17 protein-coding genes and 2 pseudogenes are annotated in these 17349 nt (G+C 68.3%); 7 read left to right on the plus strand and 12 right to left on the minus strand.

Features of this window, described 5'->3' with window-relative positions; all coding sequences use genetic code 11:
- The first annotated feature begins 2 nt into the window (after nucleotides 1–2).
- The gene (locus tag J3R08_RS08375; RefSeq protein WP_209960595.1) at nucleotides 3–917 is read left to right on the plus strand and encodes a PIN domain-containing protein; all 915 of its coding nucleotides are present in this window, start codon (nucleotides 3–5) and stop codon (nucleotides 915–917) included.
- Complete coding sequence (locus J3R08_RS08380) at nucleotides 917–1405, plus strand: GNAT family N-acetyltransferase (protein WP_209960597.1); 489 nt, start codon at nucleotides 917–919, stop codon at nucleotides 1403–1405. The genes J3R08_RS08375 and J3R08_RS08380 overlap by 1 nt, the downstream gene beginning before the upstream one ends.
- Nucleotides 1406–1570: 165 nt before the next feature.
- Here J3R08_RS08380 and J3R08_RS08385 read toward each other — a convergent pair whose 3' ends face one another.
- On the minus strand, nucleotides 1571–1828 hold the full coding sequence (locus J3R08_RS08385; protein ID WP_194802616.1) for a transcriptional regulator: 258 nt from the start codon (nucleotides 1826–1828) through the stop codon (nucleotides 1571–1573).
- A 64-nt stretch (nucleotides 1829–1892) separates the two neighbouring features.
- Between J3R08_RS08385 and J3R08_RS08390 the strand changes: the two genes are divergently transcribed.
- Nucleotides 1893–2525: a hypothetical protein gene (locus J3R08_RS08390; RefSeq protein WP_280841721.1), complete on the plus strand. Its 633-nt coding sequence runs from the start codon at nucleotides 1893–1895 to the stop codon at nucleotides 2523–2525.
- A 105-nt stretch (nucleotides 2526–2630) separates the two neighbouring features.
- On the opposite strand, the gene J3R08_RS08395 is transcribed toward J3R08_RS08390, so the two are convergent.
- From J3R08_RS08395 to J3R08_RS08405, 3 genes are read right to left on the minus strand one after another with little or no spacing between them, the layout of a single operon-like run.
- Nucleotides 2631–3380 (minus strand): hypothetical protein, encoded by a 750-nt coding sequence (locus tag J3R08_RS08395; protein WP_228532744.1) that lies wholly within the window; start codon nucleotides 3378–3380, stop codon nucleotides 2631–2633.
- Nucleotides 3381–3398: 18 nt separating this feature from the next.
- Nucleotides 3399–3716 (minus strand): hypothetical protein, encoded by a 318-nt coding sequence (locus J3R08_RS08400; protein WP_194802618.1) that lies wholly within the window; start codon nucleotides 3714–3716, stop codon nucleotides 3399–3401.
- Nucleotides 3713–4339 carry a hypothetical protein gene (locus J3R08_RS08405; protein ID WP_245254687.1) on the minus strand — a complete coding sequence of 209 codons (627 nt, stop codon included), beginning with the start codon at nucleotides 4337–4339 and terminating at the stop codon, nucleotides 3713–3715. Before J3R08_RS08405 ends, J3R08_RS08400 begins: the two co-directional genes overlap by 4 nt.
- A gap of 256 nt (nucleotides 4340–4595) precedes the next feature.
- Here J3R08_RS08405 and J3R08_RS08410 point away from each other — a divergent pair, with 256 nt between their 5' ends.
- A complete protein-coding gene (locus J3R08_RS08410; RefSeq protein WP_194802620.1) occupies nucleotides 4596–4877 on the plus strand; it encodes a hypothetical protein in 282 nt (93 codons plus the stop codon).
- Nucleotides 4878–5004: 127 nt separating this feature from the next.
- Here the strand turns inward: J3R08_RS08410 and fxlM are convergent.
- The 7 genes and pseudogenes from fxlM to J3R08_RS08445 form a co-directional block, all read right to left on the minus strand.
- A pseudogene (gene fxlM / locus J3R08_RS08415) lies at nucleotides 5005–6277 on the minus strand (methyltransferase, FxLD system).
- 60 nt (nucleotides 6278–6337) lie between these two features.
- Nucleotides 6338–7159: an aminoglycoside phosphotransferase gene (locus tag J3R08_RS08420; protein ID WP_209960599.1), complete on the minus strand. Its 822-nt coding sequence runs from the start codon at nucleotides 7157–7159 to the stop codon at nucleotides 6338–6340.
- A 12-nt stretch (nucleotides 7160–7171) separates the two neighbouring features.
- On the minus strand, nucleotides 7172–7660 hold the full coding sequence (locus J3R08_RS08425) for a hypothetical protein (RefSeq protein WP_209960601.1): 489 nt from the start codon (nucleotides 7658–7660) through the stop codon (nucleotides 7172–7174).
- Nucleotides 7661–7810: 150 nt separating this feature from the next.
- A complete protein-coding gene (locus J3R08_RS08430; protein WP_209964057.1) occupies nucleotides 7811–8143 on the minus strand; it encodes a hypothetical protein in 333 nt (110 codons plus the stop codon).
- A gap of 948 nt (nucleotides 8144–9091) precedes the next feature.
- Complete coding sequence (locus J3R08_RS08435) at nucleotides 9092–9766, minus strand: GPP34 family phosphoprotein (protein WP_209960604.1); 675 nt, start codon at nucleotides 9764–9766, stop codon at nucleotides 9092–9094.
- Nucleotides 9763–10779: an acetamidase/formamidase family protein gene (locus J3R08_RS08440; protein ID WP_209964060.1), complete on the minus strand. Its 1017-nt coding sequence runs from the start codon at nucleotides 10777–10779 to the stop codon at nucleotides 9763–9765. Before J3R08_RS08440 ends, J3R08_RS08435 begins: the two co-directional genes overlap by 4 nt.
- 5 nt (nucleotides 10780–10784) lie before the next feature.
- Nucleotides 10785–12191, minus strand: coding sequence for an APC family permease (locus tag J3R08_RS08445; protein WP_209964063.1), 1407 nt, complete (start codon nucleotides 12189–12191; stop codon nucleotides 10785–10787).
- Nucleotides 12192–13161: 970 nt separating this feature from the next.
- On the opposite strand from J3R08_RS08445, the gene J3R08_RS08450 reads away from it, so the two are divergent.
- The gene (locus J3R08_RS08450; RefSeq protein WP_280841720.1) at nucleotides 13162–14373 is read left to right on the plus strand and encodes a prolyl oligopeptidase family serine peptidase; all 1212 of its coding nucleotides are present in this window, start codon (nucleotides 13162–13164) and stop codon (nucleotides 14371–14373) included.
- Here the strand turns inward: J3R08_RS08450 and J3R08_RS08455 are convergent.
- Entirely contained in the window at nucleotides 14353–15735 is a 1383-nt protein-coding gene (locus J3R08_RS08455; RefSeq protein WP_209960606.1) for a helix-turn-helix transcriptional regulator, read from the minus strand. The genes J3R08_RS08450 and J3R08_RS08455 overlap by 21 nt on opposite strands.
- 690 nt (nucleotides 15736–16425) lie before the next feature.
- Here J3R08_RS08455 and J3R08_RS32820 point away from each other — a divergent pair.
- Both J3R08_RS32820 and J3R08_RS08460 read left to right on the plus strand, forming a co-directional pair.
- Nucleotides 16426–16663: pseudogene (locus J3R08_RS32820) on the plus strand (lantibiotic dehydratase); the annotation flags it as partial.
- Nucleotides 16664–16777: 114 nt separating this feature from the next.
- Nucleotides 16778–17272 (plus strand): hypothetical protein, encoded by a 495-nt coding sequence (locus J3R08_RS08460; protein ID WP_209960608.1) that lies wholly within the window; start codon nucleotides 16778–16780, stop codon nucleotides 17270–17272.
- Nucleotides 17273–17349 lie beyond the last annotated feature (77 nt).

Genomic DNA, 17349 nt, shown 5'->3' on the forward strand with positions numbered 1-17349 from the left:
GCGTGCTGATCACCCCCATCCCCGGCGTCAAGGCCGAAGCACTCAGATCCACCCTGGTGAACGTCCGCAACTCCCTCACCAGCAAGGTGCAGTCCTCCGGCCCAGACGGGGCAACCGAGCGGGCCTGCCGCTACCTGGAATGGGTCCACGAAGCCCGTCGGCTCCTCCGCAGGCAGATTCGGCCCGCCGAACTGGAGTACCTTCTTCCGACCCAGGATTACGAAGTCGTGCTAGCGGCCATCGCCGCGCGCGCCGCCCACCGGCCCGACCCGACCCGCAATTCTTCCGCCAGCGAACGGGTGCTCGGCGGCCTGGTCGCAATGCAGTTGGACGAGCGGGGCGAGGCGTTCGACGCCGCGCTCAGCGACCTGCAGAGTCAGATCCAACGGTTCCAGCAGCAGCGGGACGCCGAACTCGTCGTGCTCGACACCAACATCTACATGCACCACCCGCAGAAGCTGGAGGACATGGACCTTGCGGGCGAGCTGCACCTCGGCAACGCCGACATCCACGTCCTCGTACCCCTGGTCGTGATCGACGAACTCGACAAGGGCAAGCGGGCCGGCGGAGACAGAGGGTACCGCGCTGCATACGCCGTTTCGTACATCGACAAGATCGCGCAGGGTGCCGGCAGGATACGTCCCGCGCACTTGTCGAACGCGGGGCATCCTCGGGGAAAGGTCACCGTCGAGGTTGTGCTCGACCCACCTGGGCACGCCCGGCTGCCGAACAACGATGACGAGATCGTCGCCCGCGCCGTCGACATCCAGGCCCTCGCAGGCCGACCGATCAGGCTGATCACCTACGACACGAAGATGAGGATGCGGGGCCGTGACGCCGGCCTGCGGGTCGACAAGCTCGCAGAGCCGGAGAAGGACGAGAAGCCGTCGCGACGACGACTCAGGGAAGCGGACTGATGGCTGAAGACGATGCAACGCCCGTCGTCGAGCTGAGTGGGAAGTCCAGCACGACCAGCGGGAGCCGGGGAAGCACCTTGCTCCGCTACGCCGTGGTGCATCGTTCGAACATTGCCACCGTGATCGCGCTGCACGCTTCCACGCTCAGCGCCGTCGGACACCTGATCTGGACCATAGACAAGCCGGGCGGGCGGAGCGACGCCTCGGGCGAGCAGATCGCGGTTGGCGAGATCAGAGCAGTTTGGACAGCGGAGGACTGGAGGGGTAGGGGCATCGCCATAGGCATGTACCGCAAGGCGGAGGAGGTGGCGGCGAACGCCGGCTGGCCGGCGAAGATTGACCACAATCCGCAACGCACACCTGCTGGAGATGCGTGGGCCGCGAAGGTGGGAGGCTACTTGCCGCCGCGAGAGCCGGTGCAGTCGACCGCGCAGGTGTCGCGGTTCTTCTCGAACGTTGAGGTGCCGGACGGCGAAAGGCGCAGCTGACCGGGAACTGGTGGTTACGTAAGGGTACGCGGCCAGAACGTGAAGTGGTCACAAAAGGTGCGTTTCTGCCGCTCGCCATGCCCGCGCAGAATTGTCATTCTGTGGGCCATCGCCCAGTAGTCGCTCTCGCGACGGCGTTCCGCGGTAGTCATGGAGGGTCTGGCGTCACCGTCGGCGCATGATCGCGTAGACCATCCTGCTGCTCGCGAACTCGGAGATTGTGATCAGTTCCCAGCCGAATCGTTCCAGCACCTCTGCGGCGGCGACGGCCTGCGTGACCTGGTCACCGCCCACGCCGCGATGCGACAGGACGGTGAGAAGCCGGTACGGGTAGACGCGCAGGTCGACACTGCCGCCGAGGACCGCGTCGGCGGTGACCGTTCTCGTGCGGGCGATCTGCTCCGGTGTCTCACGGGCGGCCATACGTGAACCCTAGTCGTCGCTTGCACGGACAGTCGCGTTCGGTGACAGCGGGTATGTTCGGGTCGTGCCTACCTCGGTCCGCCTCCCGGCCGTCGCCGCTGCCGTCCTGCTCGCCGTGGCGGTGGCTGGCTGTGACAACGCCGATGATGGTCCAATCGCGGCGCCTACCCCGCCATCTGCCTCGGCTACCGGCGTCACGGCCAGCCCGACAGCACCTGCCGAACCGGCGTACACCGCGGATGGGCTGGACCTGTGCGCGAGGACGGATGTGAAGGTCGTGGCGGACCTGGCGCCCGAGGTGACGCGCGAAGATCCGCGGCCTCCGCTGGCTCGGCCCGGTGCCGCCTGCCTGTTCGAGATGCGAACGAAGGCTGGCTACCAGGCGAATCTTCGGGTCGAGGCGTCGACGCTTGCAACGGCCGACGAGGCGCGGCAGCTGTATCGCGGGACGCGGCGGGCTACGGGGATGACGCCCGCCGGAGGTGTGCCAGGGGTGGGGGAGGAGGCGGAGGCTTTCACCAAGCGGTCGACCCCGGGGTTCAAGTACGCCGAGTACATGGTGCACGCGCGTACCGGCAACCTGGTGGTGAAGGTGTGGCTCGCCGTCGGCGGCGAGTCTTACGTTGCGAACTCGGCGCTGGCGGAGAAGTCGTTGACGATTCTGCGGGCCACGCAAGCGGCGGTGCCGACGGCCTGAGCGGCCTTGGCTCGTCCCCCCGAGACCACTGCCTTTTGGCGTGAACGCCCACGCTTGCCGGGTAGCGCACGCTGTGGCCCCTGGAGAGGGGCGCCTCGTGCTGGGTCAGTCCCGAACGGCTTGCGGCCACTGGCTTCCGGGTAGCTTCGAGTAGTCACCGACCTGGGTGGCGATGTCCCGGATGTTGCCGAGGGCGTCCATGAAGCGCTGCCCGACGGTGAGCAGGGTGTTGAGGCCGGCGGTGACGAGGTCACCGACCGATTTGGCGAGGGTGGAGATGGCCCAGGGGATGTCGATGACGGTGCTGGCCTCGGTGGCAGCCTGCGCCAACTTGCCGGCGAGTCCGGTGACGATCTTGGCCAGCTCGACGGCGTAATCGACGTTCGAGCGGGCGATCTTGAACAGCCACTGGCTGATGAACTCGGCCTTCAGCACCGACTCGTCGATCGCGGCTTTCTGCTTGGTGGCCTTGGCGTTGTAGGCGATCGCCGCGTCACCGCTCCACTTGGCGATGTTGTCGCTGCGCGGCTCGGTGGCGGTGAACGACAACTCGGAGACGGGAGTCTTGACGTCGTTGACCCACCGGAAGCTGACGTTGATCAGCGACAGCACCGGCACCTGGCGTTCCAGCGCGTGGTCAACCTGGTCGAGCACCGTGGTCATGGCCCGGCGTGTGGCGTCGAGGTTCTGCTTGATCCACCACAGTCCGGCGGGTCCGAGAAGCCACCTGTGCTCGTTGACGCGTTCCACGATGTCGTTGAAGGAGCCGACGGCTCGGTCGATGCCGGAGCGGATCTGGTCGAACGCCTTGTTGAACGGCTCGCCGTACTCAAGGTCTCTGCTTGCGGGCTGCACCTGCACTGCCTTCCATAATCATGCGCGGTAGATCTTGTCGAGGTCCAGGGAGACGACCTCGTCGGCCCGGTCGTACTCGTCAGCGATGCGCCGCAGCGCCTCGCCGATCTGATCGAACTCCGTGACGGCACCGCTCAGGATCCGCACCATGAACGTGTGGAAGTCCCGGTAGGAGCCGGCGTGCAGGACCACGCTCGCGTCGCCGATGAAGAACGCGGACGGCTCAAGATGCAGCTGTTCGGCGGCTGTCTTGACCTCCGCGATGCTGTCGGACATCGCCAGCCACTTCTTGCCCTCGTCGCGCAGCGCGTCGGTGATGACTTCCAGGTCCTTCATCGTCGCGCCTCCGTCTCTCCGGGACGGGCGAGCTCGTAGGTCCGGAAGAGTGATCGAGCCTCGAACCGTAGTTGTTCGGTGTCCATGCCGGCGACGCGCGCCGTGTCTGAGGTGATCGCCGTGATGCCCGCGCCGCGCAGGTGAAGCGTCAGGCATCCGTGCGGACTGGAGATCGTCCGTTGCTCGGGCTGCTCCGGTGCGTGGGACAGCCGGGCGAGGTCGGCGTCGATGTGGTGCAGGGCGCCCCACGTGCGCTGCAGCCAGAGGGCTTGGTCGAGTTCGGGCTCCGTGCTGGTAGCCGGCGGCTGTGCTGGTCGAGCCAGGGCGGGCTGGTCTCGCTGCAACTCCTCGACTGCGATGGTTTCGAGGAGGCTCCCCAGCGCACCGGTGTACGCCTCGTAGACGGCATCCCCGATACGGGTCACACCGGCCTGGCGTCGCCAGTCGCGGCTGATCGTCACGTCCTCCACCTGTCCGGCTCTGGTGAGGAGCAGGCTGACGGACGCTGTGCGGTCCTGACCGGAGTGAAGCCTCGGCGCGGACCGGGAAGCGAACTCGTCGACAGCTTGCGCGGCGTTCGTGCGCAGTGCGTCGTCGTCGCCGAGGAAGTCGAGGTTCGCCAAGGACAGCCGAACGTTGGCTCTGTCTCCGAACATCAGTCTCAGCCCCCGCGAGATGGCCAACGCATACGGTGATTTGCTCGTTACGGCGCAGGGGACACCGTACGGGAAACGCGAGAGCCCATGGGGGAGGGTGCTCGGCTTCCTGCGGCAGTCTGCCGCGGAGGCCGAGGATCCGCCGCGCGTGGAGCTCCTGCTGACCGCAGGGTGGCAGTGTGTGTGCCGGCGACGGCGACGGCGGTAGACGGAGGTAGCGGCGGTGGATGCCCTTATGCGGCGGAGGCTGGCCGTCCCGCTGATCGGTCTGAGCCTGCTGATGGTCGTCCCCGCCATCGCCGGCACCTGGGTGCTCTGGTTCGAGTTCGGGAACACGTATCGGGCGCTGAGCGTCGCCGTGTGTGTGCTGTTGCTGGCTCAGTTGGGACTGGCGGCATCGATCGGTGTCCGGCCCGGCACGGGAGTGCCCTGGCTGCGGATCGCGATGATCGCGCTCGCGTTCATGCTGGCATGCGGAGTCGCCGCGGTCCGCAGATCCCTTTGACCGCTTTCATAAGGGTGGGCTGCGGCGTGAGCCGGGGATGGAACTTGGGCGCGGGTGCCGTCACAGGCCGTTCTGCCGCTTCTTTTTGCGACGGTTCTTCGCGCGGGCGTGGAGGGGCTGTTGCTGGTTATGCGGGCTGGCCGTTGCTGGTCCAGGTGATCGCGATGGTGGTGTGTGGGCGGGGGATCAGGAGCTGCAGGTGGTTGGTAGGGCTGGATGCGGTGCCGGTGGGGTAGACGGCGATGTGCGGGCCGGGTTGGTGTCGGTGGTGGCGGTCCCAGGCGCCGATGAGGTCGAGCATGCGGCCGGTGAGTGCGGCGGCGTGGGGCCCGTAGCCGTGGGCGCCGAACTGCCAGGTGGTGTCGTCGAGTTGGCGGGTGGCGAGGTAGGCGATGCTGTCGGCGGTGAGCAGGGCCGGGCAGGCCACCCAGTTCTGCGGTGCCAGGTCGGCGGCGCGCTGCCGGTCGACGGCGAGCAGACCGTGAGGGTGGGGTTGGCTGGCCAGCCACAGCTGCAGGGTGTCGAACGGGGTCGCCGGTGAGGTGGTGACCGGTGACCAGGCGTCGTGCCGCGGTCCGTCGAGGGCGGCGGGCAGCGCGCGGAGATCCAGGGCCTCGGTGACAGGGTCGTCGACGAATACGGTGACGTCGTCGCCGCGTAGGTGGTGTGATGTGACGGGGTTGGCGCCGGCGCCCTGCATCGGGACGAAGCCGCAGACGAAGGCATCGGTGGCAACCAGGTGCTCGCCGTCGCGGACGAGGGTGAGGCAGCGGGTGTGGCCACGCATCCGCAGCGGCGTGACGAGGACGCCGTCGGCGGCGAGCTGGTCGGTCCAGGCGGGTGGGATGTCGCTGGTCTCGACGGTGACAATGATGGCGTCGTACGGGGCGGCCGCCCCCCAGCCTTCGTCCGCGTCGGCGTGCACCGCCGCAACATGCGGATAGCCGGCGGTGTCGAGGGCGGTGCGGGCGTAGGCGATGACGGCGGGGTCGATGTCGATGCTGGTGACCGTGCCGTGCGGGCCGACTACCTCGGCGATGAGCGGCGTTGTAGCCGCCGGATCCGACCTCCAGCACCCGTGCGCCGGGCTGAAGGTGGGCGGCGTGCAGCATGGCGGCTTGAAGCCACGGCGCGGAGATCGAACTGGTCGCCTTGCCGTCCGGGCCGCGGCGGGTGACCACCACGTCGTCGGCGTACGCGGCCTCGACACTGACTCCCGAGGGCGTGAACAGGTGGCGCGGGACCCGTCTGAATGCCGCTTCCACGGCCGGCGAGGTGATCGCACCGTCGGCGAGCAACGTGTCGACCAGTCGAGCGCGAGCCGTCTTCGTGAGCTCGGTGTCGAGCGGATCGGCCATCGTTGGCTCCCTGCGGTTCGGGCGCTCAGCGCGCGAGTTCATTCCTGACTTTGTCGGGCCGAGATCCTGTGGCGTGGGGTGACTTGTACAGCCTGCCGGTTGTCAAGACTGCCGGGCCCTCGGCCGTGGCTCACGGCCTTGAGCTACGCCCCCGTGGGCCCGGTGGATTGCCCACTCGCCGGTCCATCGGGCGAGGTCCTGTACCCAGCGCTCGGTGTTGTGTCGGGCCTTGGCCGCCCACTTCGCGGCGTTGGCCGAGGCGAAATGGTTGAGCACGTCAGCGCTTGTGGCGGTCCAGGCCGGGAATTGCCCGAGCCAGTCTTCGGCTTGGTCGGCGGTGTGGCCGCTGCCGATCAGCCATTGGACGAGTAGTGCGAGTTCGACCCAGGCAGCTGCTTTGGTGGCCCAGGCCCAGTCGACGATGCGCAGGCCGTGCGGGGTGACGATCAGGTTGGTCGGGTTGAGGTCGGAGTGCACGAGTGTCCCGCCGTCCATCGCGGGGTGCGTGAACCCGAGCCGGTCGGCCGGGGTGAACCACCGATCGCCCGGCGCCGGCGTCTGGTGAAGGTCTTTCAGGGCGGCGGTGAGCAGGTCGAGATCCGGGCTGTCGGGGGACAGGTCGGGGTGGGGGCCGGCGAGATGCTCGGTGCCCACCACCAGCCAGCCATCGGCCTCGAAGTGCCACCGCAGCGCCGGCGGGTACCGGTCGACGGCCTGGGTGACGGCCAGCTCGTAGCGCAGCGACCGGACGCCCCGTTCGCCGAAGGCCGCTTTGACGAAGACCGGTCCGGACGGGCCGGTGACGGTCGAGGCGATCTGTGCGTGGTTGCCGTCGGGTGCCGGGGTTGCCTCGAACGCTCCACCGACCTGTTCGGTGATTCTGGTGATCACGCTGCGGGGTAGGGTCGTCCAGTCGCTGCGCATCAGGTTCTCCTGTTACCGGCCGGGTTGCGGCGGGTTCGGCGGACAGCAGGACTCGGCCTCACCGCCCCAGAATTCCATGTCGATCTGGTAGCCGGTGTCGTGCAACGCCGCGAGGGTGTAGGTGATGGCGGTGCCGTCTCGCATGGCTTCGGTCAGTATCGGGCGGTGGTGCACGTAGTGGCCGGCGATCTGGTGGCAGGCGGCGGTGTAGGGCTCGCTGATCTGCAGGAGGGCGTGCCAGACGGCGTCGACCGGTCGGGTGGGCACGACCCGGTAGGACTCGCCGGTTGGCAGGAGCATCCCGAAGTCGGGCTTGCCGGCCTGGTCGGCGTGGGCCTTCAGGAAGACCAGGAATTGCCCGACGGCACGCTCGGCGTAGGTGTGGCTCACCTCCTGCCGGGCGGCGAAGTAGCGGGTCAGCTTGTCGAACACCTCGGTCGACACGAGCGTGCGCGGGTCCTGTGCGACGGTCGTGACGGGTTTGTCTGCGGTGATGCTCAAGGTTCCTCCTTGATCGCGAACGGGGATGAGCGCGTATCACGTCGTCGTAGGGGCGGTGATGCGAGCGTTTGTCGTGCGGTGATGTAGAGGGGACGTCGCGGCCAGGCCGTCGTGGAGGTCCTCTCACCAGCGGCAGGCTGCGGTGTTTGCTCACTGCTGCTTCAGGATTGATCTGCGGAAGGGGCCCCAGGCCACGAAGCGGTCGAACATCTCCTGCGGGCTCGGTCCGTCGTGGGGGTTGAGGTGGAACAGGTCGCGCATCGCCTCGAACATCAGCCCGCTGAGGTAGATCGAGAGCGCGGGGAGCGCCGATTCGTACTCCACTTTCAACAGCAGCCGGGCCTGCGGGCACGGCCACGGCTGACCGCAGGCTCGGCATGCCCACGTCGGCCGCAGCGGGGTGTGAGGAGGCGTCGTCTGCGTGCGGTAGCGCGGCCGATCTGGCGTGGGGCCGGCGCCCGGCGTCTGCAGCTGCGACGACATCACCGACGGCGCCTGGCTGCTCGCACCTGCCACTCCTGGCGGGGGTGCTTTCTCGGGCCCGTTCGACGGCCAGAGCCGGCCCACGTATGTAGATCCATGAGGAAGTACCTCTTTCCTTCGGCGCTGTCGGTTGGCGGTGGCGATGATTCCGTGGCCTGGTGCTGCAGTGGCTACGCGTCGCAGCTCGGGTGACCCCTGCTGCTGATCGCGCCTGCGACGGTGGAGGTTGGTGGCCGGCCGGTCAGGGTCCGACGGGGCGCCGGCGTAGGTGGTGTGGCCGCGTTCGAGGATGAGGACGTACGAGAACAGGCCCGCCCGCCGGCCGGTCAGCCGCTCGTGCACGGCGAGGACCTCGCCGCCTTGCGGGTCCACCAGGAGCTGCGAGGTGGATCCGTCGGCGGTGACGGTGAACGTCAGGCCGGTGGGGCCGACGAGGTCGGTGCTCTGGCCGCGGGAGGTGATGCCGGGGATGTCGGCGATGACACGCAGGCTCGTCGTCCGCAGGTCCTGGTTGAGGTACTGGCTGCTCACGAGCGCGACGACACCGCTGATGAGCAGCCGGGGATAGGCGAGGTCGGTGGCCCGTTCTCGGGGCGCTACCGCGCCGGCCAGCACGTCCGCGTCGTTCAGGAGTGCTTCGGGCAGGTATGGGTGCAGGCCGCCGGGCAGGTGCTCGTTCGTTTTCTTCGGTGCCTCGCCGGGTGTGGTGTCGATGGGGTGGGCGAGGGCGGTGAGCCGCTGCGACGGGGTCAATCCTGGCCCGGTGGCGCTGGGGTGCGTGGTGGCGGATCGGCTGCCGGTGACCGTGGGCGCGGTCGACGCGGGCCTCGGATGGCCGGGGGTGCTGGCGGGGCAGTCGGCGAGCAGGACGCTGCCGACCAGGTTCGCCGCCAGGCGGGTGGGGACCGTCGAGGGGAGCATCACGGTGTCGGGGGTCCTTCCTCGTGGTTAGCGGTAGGTGGCGGTGGCGAGGTCGCCGACGGCGGCGTCGACGGCGGTAGTGATGTCGCGGACGGGCCGGTGGTGTTGCTCGGCGATGGCGCGCAGCTGGGCGGCGACGGTGGTGGTGTCGTCGTGGAGATAGAGGTGGTCGGTGAGGTTGAGGGCGACGACGAGTCCGGCGAGGGCGGCGGTGTGGTTGTCGGGTTGCTCGCGGCCGTCGGCGAGGTAGCGCAGGCGAGCGCGCGCGATGACAGGCCACCGCTGGTGGGTGGGTAGATAGGTGTCGGCGCGGATCAGTCCGCCGAGTCGGCGGTGGTTGGTGTGGCGGAGGATTCCTGCGGCGTGCAGGCCGGCGCGGGTGCGTTCGTAGAGGTCGTCGGCGAATCCGCGCAGCCAGTGGCGCAGCGGTGGGGCGGGCCGGGTGTGGCGCAGGGTGGTGAGGGCGGTGTCGGTGATGAGGTCGCCGACGGGCCGGTCGAGGTGCAGCCGGACCCGCTGCTCCCCAACCTGGCCGTGGCCGTCGAGGGTGGTGCGGCCGGTGAGGACGAGGTCGATGAGGACGGCGCCGGCGAGACCGAGGGCCAGGGCTTGGCGGTGGATGTGGGGTTGGCCGGTGTCGTCGTTGTGGGCGAGCAGGTACAGCTCGTCGCGCAGCGGCAGCCCGGGTACCGGCGCGGTCATGGCTGCCCCTGGGTGAGGCTGCGGAGCCGGGCGTGGGCGTCTGTGTAGGCGGGCTGCGGCTGGGGGAGGTGGGCTTTGTCGATGGCGGCGAGGATTGTGTAGTTGGGGTCGCAGACGTTGCCGATCGGCGCCCGGCCGGCTTGGGAGATGAGCTGGTAGGCGTCGAGGGTGTCCAGACGGCACAGGTCGGCGGTCCAGGTGGTGAGGTCTTGGTGGGCGATGCGGTAGGCGTCCTCGAGTGGTCGGGCGCAGCCGACGGACATGATCGCGGTGTCGGTTTCCAGCCGCGGCCATCCGGTGGGAAGGCCGCCCTTGATGACCTCAACGGCGAGGGTGGTGACGGTGGCGATCTCCACCGCGACCCCGCACGCTTCACCCTCGCCTTGGCGGGCGTGTCCGTCCCCGAGCGCGAGGAGCGCGCCGTGGACGTTGACACCGAGGTAGAGGGTGGTGCCGGCGCGCAGGTGCGGGGTGTCGAGGTTCCCGCCGTAGTAGTCCGGCACGATCGTGGCGCGGGTTTCCATCGCGGCGGGGGCGACGCCGATCGTGCCGATCATCGGATCCAACGGCAGCTCAACCGTGTGGCCACTGGTGGTCGCGCGGTACCGCACGACCCCGGCGGTCGGGTCGATGTGGTAGACCCAGACGCGCTCGTCGAGGGGTGGTTGGAGGGTCGCGGTATGCGGGGTGGAGGTCAGCGCCCCGAAGTACGGGAACGTCGCGGACACACCCCAGTCCCGGGCCGGAACGATCGAGGCGATGTGGACGGCGAGGGTGTCGCCGGGTTCGGCGTCCTCGACGAAGAACGGCCCCGACACCGGATTCAGATACGGCATCGCGCACACCTGCGACGGCAGATCCGCCGGCCCGCGCACCCGGCCGCCGAAGCAGTCCTCGGTGTGCACGGTGAACACGTCACCGGAGCGCACATGTGCCACCGGGATCCGCCCGCCGAAGGTGTAGGCCAACTCGTCCCGCGCCGGCCGATACGTGAAGTGGCTTCCGGAAAACATCGTGGTCACACCCGCTCCAGGTCGCGAGCGGACCGCTGCGCCGGCGCCAGGCCGGACAGCGACGGGCGGCGACCGGACAGGTAGAGGCCGGCGAGCACGACCATGCCGAGAGCGAGCCAGGCCAGGCCGAGGCGCTGCGCGGCGATGTTCGCGTTCACCACCACATAGGCCAAGATCGCGAACCCGATCCCCGGCATCACCAGGTGCGCCCACCAGTTGCCGCTGCGCCGCCGGACGAGGTGGTGCACGATCACGGAGACGTGCAGGACCAGGAACGCGACCATCGCCCCGAAGTTGATCAGCGACGACAGCAGGGTGATCCCGTCAGCGCGGGTGGCCATGTACAGACCCAGCGTGAGGGACACGGCACCGGTGAGCAGGGTCGCGTTGATCGGCACGTTCCGGCGGAGCGACACCCTCGCCAGAAAGGCCGGGAGCTGCCGGTCGCGGGCCATCGCGTACAGCAGCCGGGACGTGGCGACCTGCGCGACCATCGAATTCGGCAACCCCCACGCGATCGCGGTCGCGACGGCGCAGAGGGTGGCCAGCCAGCCGCCGCCGGCCACCGCGGCAGCATCGTAGAAGGCAGTGCCGTTCGGATCACCCTGCGCCAGGAGCACGCCCGGGTCGGGCAGGAGCATCGCGGCCAGCCACGTCTGGGCGATGAACAACACCCCCGCCAGGACGAGGACGGCGGCCATCGCCCGGCCGATCTGCCGAGAACCGCCCCTGGTCTCCTCGGCCAGCATGCTGATGCCGTCGAAGCCCAGGAAACTGAGGACGGCGATCGACACCGCCCCCGCGACCACGGCCCAGGTGAACGTGTCGGAGTTGTAGAACGCGTCCCAGCTGAACCGGCCCCTACCCGATGCGAGAGCCCAGCAGGCGACGCCCAGGAAGATCGCCAGGACGATCAATTCGCCGACGAGCATCACCCGAGTCACCATCGCGGTCATCCGTATGCCGACCGAGTTGATCATCGTGTTCACCGCGACGAACCCCAGCAGCCACAACCACACCGGCACCGCCGGCACCGTCGCATGCATCGCCACCGACGCCACCAGATACAGCAAGCCCGGCACCAGTACGTAGTCCAGCAGGATCACCCAGCCGGCGAGAAAGCCGACTGGCGCGCTGATGCCCCGGCCGGCGTAGTTGTAGACGCTGCCGCTCATCGGAAACGCCTTCACCATCTGCGCGTACGAGAACGCGGTGAACACCAACGCCACCACACCGACCGCGTACGCCAGCGCCACCATCCCGCCGGAGCCGGCGTACACGCTACCGAAAATCGCCATCGGCGCGATCGGCACCATATACACCAAGCCATACGCGACCAAGTCCCGAAACCGCAGCCTCCGTGCCAACTCTTGGCGGTAGCCGTAGCGCGCCAATTCATCCTGTGGCTGCATTAGACCCTTCCATTGAAGTCGTAATGGGGGCCGGAACATCAATCGCCGTGCCACCCGTGAAAGGCTTCTCGCTCCGAATGGTGGCTCGCTCTGAATGGCTTGGTCGATACCGGAGATGCGGACAAGGATTGTTGTCCGCATCGACGCTGCATCGAGAGCCGACACGAGAGGGCGGGCAAGTTACAAGGAGGCATCCAGCGGCAGGGACACACCGCTCGGGCGTAGAGTCGGTCGTCTAAGCACTCGCGGCGCCTGCAGGGCCGAGACCAGCCGCCGGCCTTGCCGACGCCCGGAGGACCGGTTGAGGAGCCTGCCGTCGTCCGGCCGCTGGAGGGTCGTTCGAGGAGGACATGTGAGGGTGGCGCACAGGACCGCCGAATTATCGGTCGACGACGCCGTCCGCGCCTCGGTTAGCTACGACCAGCTACGTACCGGTGAAGATGGCCTTTATTGGCTGGAGACTCGCCCCGGAGCGGACCGGGGTACTACGGTGACACGCTGGCGGGCAAGCGATGGCAAGCGTGACGTCAGTCCGAAGAACCTCGATGTCGCCAGCGGAGTGCATGCGTACGGAGGCGGGTCGTTCGCTGTTGCCGCGGGGACGTTGTGGTGCGTCGCTGGAGACGGCCTGTACCGGAGCCGCCCTTGTAGCAATGAACCCGAATTGGTCAGCCACGGATGCTTGGGCGACTTAACGATCGGTGACGGCGAGTTGCTGGCTGTACGGGAGTCGGAGCAGAGTGACCAGCTCGTCGCTGTGTCGTTCATGGGCGCCTCGCAGATGCGGACTCTCGTCTCGTCCCCAGGGTTCCTCGGTGCTCCTCGGCCAGGCCCAGGTCGGTTGGCTTGGACCGCTTGGAGTGAGCGCGACATGCCGTGGGATGCCTGCGAGGTGTGGACTGCCTCCTACTCACCGCAAGGTGAGGTCGAGAACCCTGTGAAGCTGGCCGGCGGTCCAGAGGAATCCGCGGTGGAGCCGCAGTGGGGGCCCGACGGAGCGTTGTACTTCGTGTCGGACCGCAGCGGCTGGTGGAACCTCTACCGATGGAACGGCCTTGAGGTGGAGACTGTGGCGTCGATCGCAGGTGAGTGCGCTGCAGAGCCGTGGGAGTTGGGCTACACGTCGTATGGGTTCCTCGACGACGGTCGGATTATCGCGGTGGTGCAGGAAGGGCCACGACACCGTCTTGTTGTAATCGAGCCCGACGGCACTGTCCGCCCGGTCGACCTTCCTTACACGTCGATCAAGCCCTACCTGGCCGTTCGAGGGACGACAGTGGCGTTGATCGGATCGTCGCCGACCGCAGCCCCGCAGGTCGCTCTCGTGGACCTGGCGGGCGCTGACGTCCGCGTGGAGGTACTTGCCAGACCGGAGCACGCGGGACTCGACCGTACGCGAGTATCGACGCCGACGGAGCTCCGCGTTCGAGTGGCCAGTGGTCGGGAGGTGCTCGCTCTGGTGTACCCGCCGACGGACGCGGCGGCGGACTGGCGGGCGCCGGTGATCGTGCGGGCGCATCCTGGGCCTACCGCGTCCTGCCAGCTGCGCCTGGACTGGCAGGCGCAGTTCTTCACCAGTCGCGGGTTCGCCGTCGTTGATGTCGACTACCTGGGCAGCACCGGCTACGGCCGAGTGTTCCGGGAATCGCTTTACGGCCGGTGGGGCCTGGACGATGTCGGCGACTGTGCGGCGGTGGCGGTTCACCTGCTGTCGACGGGACGGGCGGTGCCCGGCCAGGTGTTCATCCGTGGTGCCAGCGCCGGCGGATACACCGCGTTGCACGCGGTGGCAGAGAATGGCCCGTTCGCTGCTGCGACCGCCGTTTCGGCGATCGTGGATCCGGACCGGTGGGCGCAGACGGTGCCCCGGTTCCAGCGGGCGCACGCGATGCGGCTGGGAGGCGGTGCCGGCCCGGTCCGTGCCGCCGATGTCCAGCGTCCTGTGCTGCTGATTCATGGCACCGCCGACGAGGTGGCTGTCGTCGAGGATGTGCGGGAACTCGCCGAGGAGTTGACATCTCTCGGTATGGTGCCCGAGGTGTTGCTCCTTCCGGATGTCGGCCACTACGTAGCGACATCCGATCGAGCAGGCGCGGCGCTGGAGGCGGAGCTGACTCACTACCGCTCGGTGATGGGGGGTGCGGCCAACAATCAACAGGGGTCACACCGCGGCAACCGGTAGCTGGTGGCGCACATACTCGCCGAACTCGCGGACCTCCGGCTCGCACCGGTAGGGCTCGAGGTCGGCCTGTACCTCGACAATGCGCTGCAGGCAGCGGTGTGAGGTGGTACGTGCCGTGTAGTCGACTGCCACGCGTGCGGTGGCGCAGGCTTCGTCGATGCGCCCGGCGGCGACCAGCGACGAGGCCAGGAGCGCAGTGTCGATGGCGAGTCGCCGAACGTGAGTGGGGATCAGGGTGGCGAGAGCGTCGCCCAGGTGCCGTTGAGCCTGCCGCGGTCGACCCAGGTCATGGAAGCAGTGGGCGATCTCGTCGGCGAGGTACGCCGCGTCGAAGTACTGGATCCACGCTGGCTCGATCTCGGGCTTGCTGCGGACCAGTTGCTTCTCCGCGATGTCGAGGTGGAGCAGGCAGTCGTCTTCGCGTCCAAGGCGGGCGTGCGTGCGCGCCACCACCGCGTGCAGCGCGGCGGCCACTGCCGGCGTCGCTCGAGTCTCGCTTCCTCTCACCGCCGTCAACGCCATCCGGCGTGCCGGCTCGGGGTGGCCGCAGTGCAGCGCAAGATGGCCGATATTCACGGCGAGCAGGTAGCTGCCGTACAGGCGGTCGTCGGCGGCTTCGGTCAGACGAAGAGCACGAAGGTAGAGGCGCTGGGCCAGGCCATGGGCACCCGTGTCGACCGCCTGGTACCCGCAGAGCTCGAAGAATCCCGCCGCCAGCGTGTAGAGGTGCCGGCCGATCGCCTCTGAGGCGGGCGGGCTGGCAAGAAGCCGGTTCAGTTCGCGTTCGACGTACCGCTGCACCTGGGCGTGGACTCGTCCGGCCCCGTGGGTGTGATCCAACTGGCGGAACATCGCTAGGACGGTCTCAGCGGAGTCGAGATCCTCTTCGCAGACCTGATCGGGCGCGTCGACTCGGGCGGCCACGGGTAGATGGGGTCCCGCTGAGGCGTTCAGCCAGTCCAGCGCGGCGCGGTCAAGAACGCCTGGTTGGAAGGGGACACGGACGACCATGTCCGCCACCCCGGGCGTCTCCGCTTGGGCGGCCAGCAGGGTGCTGCCGTTGGTAGAACCGCTCGGGGAGGTTGTCCGCGTGCGCTCGTTGGCGCGACTTGCCTCGAGAAGCGGTAGCAGGCGAACCAACGCTCCTCCGGCCGCCAACGTCCTGTCGCACGCTTCAACGAATTCCCGGGACGGGAACCGGTCCGCGGTCTCCACCCGACGCACCAGGTCAGCGCTGAATCGGATCATGGCGCCGAGTCGCGCCTGCGAGAGGTTGGCCCGCTCCCGCAACCGACGCAGCTCAGCACCGAAGAAGTGACGCTCAGACAGGGAGGGCTGGAGCATCCGCGGGGTCTGGCCCATAACACCGCCTCCTCTGGCTGTTCACATCACCAATGCGGTGAGCGGCATGGATATCGCGCACATAGGGTCACCCACTGTTCAGCCCGGCGCAACCATGAACACCAAGGTCCATAGATGCAGGAGTGCGCATCGGTCGCGAAGATGCGGACAACCGCTTCGTCCGCATGCTCGGCATTCACTTCACCGACCCGACGGGCGAGTGTGGAGACGAGCCTGGCTGCTCGTCAGATCCGCCTCTGACTCCGGAGCCGCGGAGGTTGCAGTGCAGCAGGAATCCGCTCCGCGGCCGTGATCTTGATGGACGTCGGCTACGTTCTCGGCCTACCATCCGCACGAGCGATCATGCGTATGGACATCGGTGCATACCGCTGGACCTCCACCCCGCGACAGCAGTACGCAACCTTCGACCAGCACACATCGACTTCAGACTTCCACATGGCTTGGCAAGTCCAGCGGCTTGACGCTCTGTTGAGCACGAGAAGAGCGGGCCGAGCGGACGAGGCGGTCAGTTCGGAGTAGGCGCCGTGGCTCACCGCGGATTTGCCCCGTCAGGCCGCAGACGCCATCGACGAGGGTTGACCGGCCGGCACATCTTGAAGATCGGTTCCGACGGTTGCAACGCCGCGCTGCTGCGCGAGCTGCTCGGCCCGTCGGGCTCTGTCACGATGGTTGACATCGGCGTCGCCGCCCCGGTTCCTGCATCTGCTCACCCCCACCGAACTCGCCGGATTCCAACAAGTCTATTGGCACCTGCCGACCGCCCTGCCCGACGCGACCTCGCTGCAGCTGTCCGGACCACCCCTTGACGCCCGCCTCACCGCAGTAGCCTGGACGCCCGGACTGCTGCCCGTCCTTCCTCTCGGCGACCTCCACCCGGCACCGCCGCACACGATCCGAGGATTTGGCGGTGACCGGCGGCGGACGCCGGTGAACGGGTTGGGCGGGCGGTCTGAGCCCAGGCCCGGACCCAACGACGTCGGATAGCCGACGACGCCGCAATGGCGGGCGCGGTCGTCGCTTGGCGGCAATTACTCTGCCCGGCATGATCCGAACCCGCCACCTCGCCGCCGTTGCCCTGGTAGTCGCGCTCGCCGGCTGCGGCAGCACCGAAGAGCCGAGCGCCGCCCCCACCTCCAAGGCGTCCACCTCATCGGCCCCGGCGTTCCTCAGCCCGAGCCCGTCACCCTTCACCTCCCGCCCGCCCGCTGACGGCGGCACCTACGACAGCCCTCCGCTACTTATCGAAGCCCTCGCCAAGGGCGGCACCGAATGCACCGGCTACCAAGCGATCGCCAACCCGACCGGCGCGCTCGCGCGGGGCAGCTGCTACGTCGCCGGCGAGGAATACACCATCGGCATATACAGGTCCGCGGCCCAGGCACGGCAGCATCCGAACAACATGGCCGACCTCCTCGAAGGTGTCGCCGAGGTAAACCTCGTGCTCGGCCGGAACTGGACAGTCGGCTGCCCGGATCAGCCGAGCTGCCTGGCGGTCGCGGCGCTGCTCGGCGGAGAGGTTTTCCACCAGGACGTCTGACCCGCCCCGTCGGTACCGGCGGCTACGCGCCCAACACGAAGGCCCCACCGAACGGCGGGGGCCTCAGTGCAACATGG

The organism is Micromonospora sp. HB375 (assembly GCF_017872985.1).
Taxonomy (GTDB): Bacteria; Actinomycetota; Actinomycetes; order Mycobacteriales; family Micromonosporaceae; genus Micromonospora; species Micromonospora chalcea.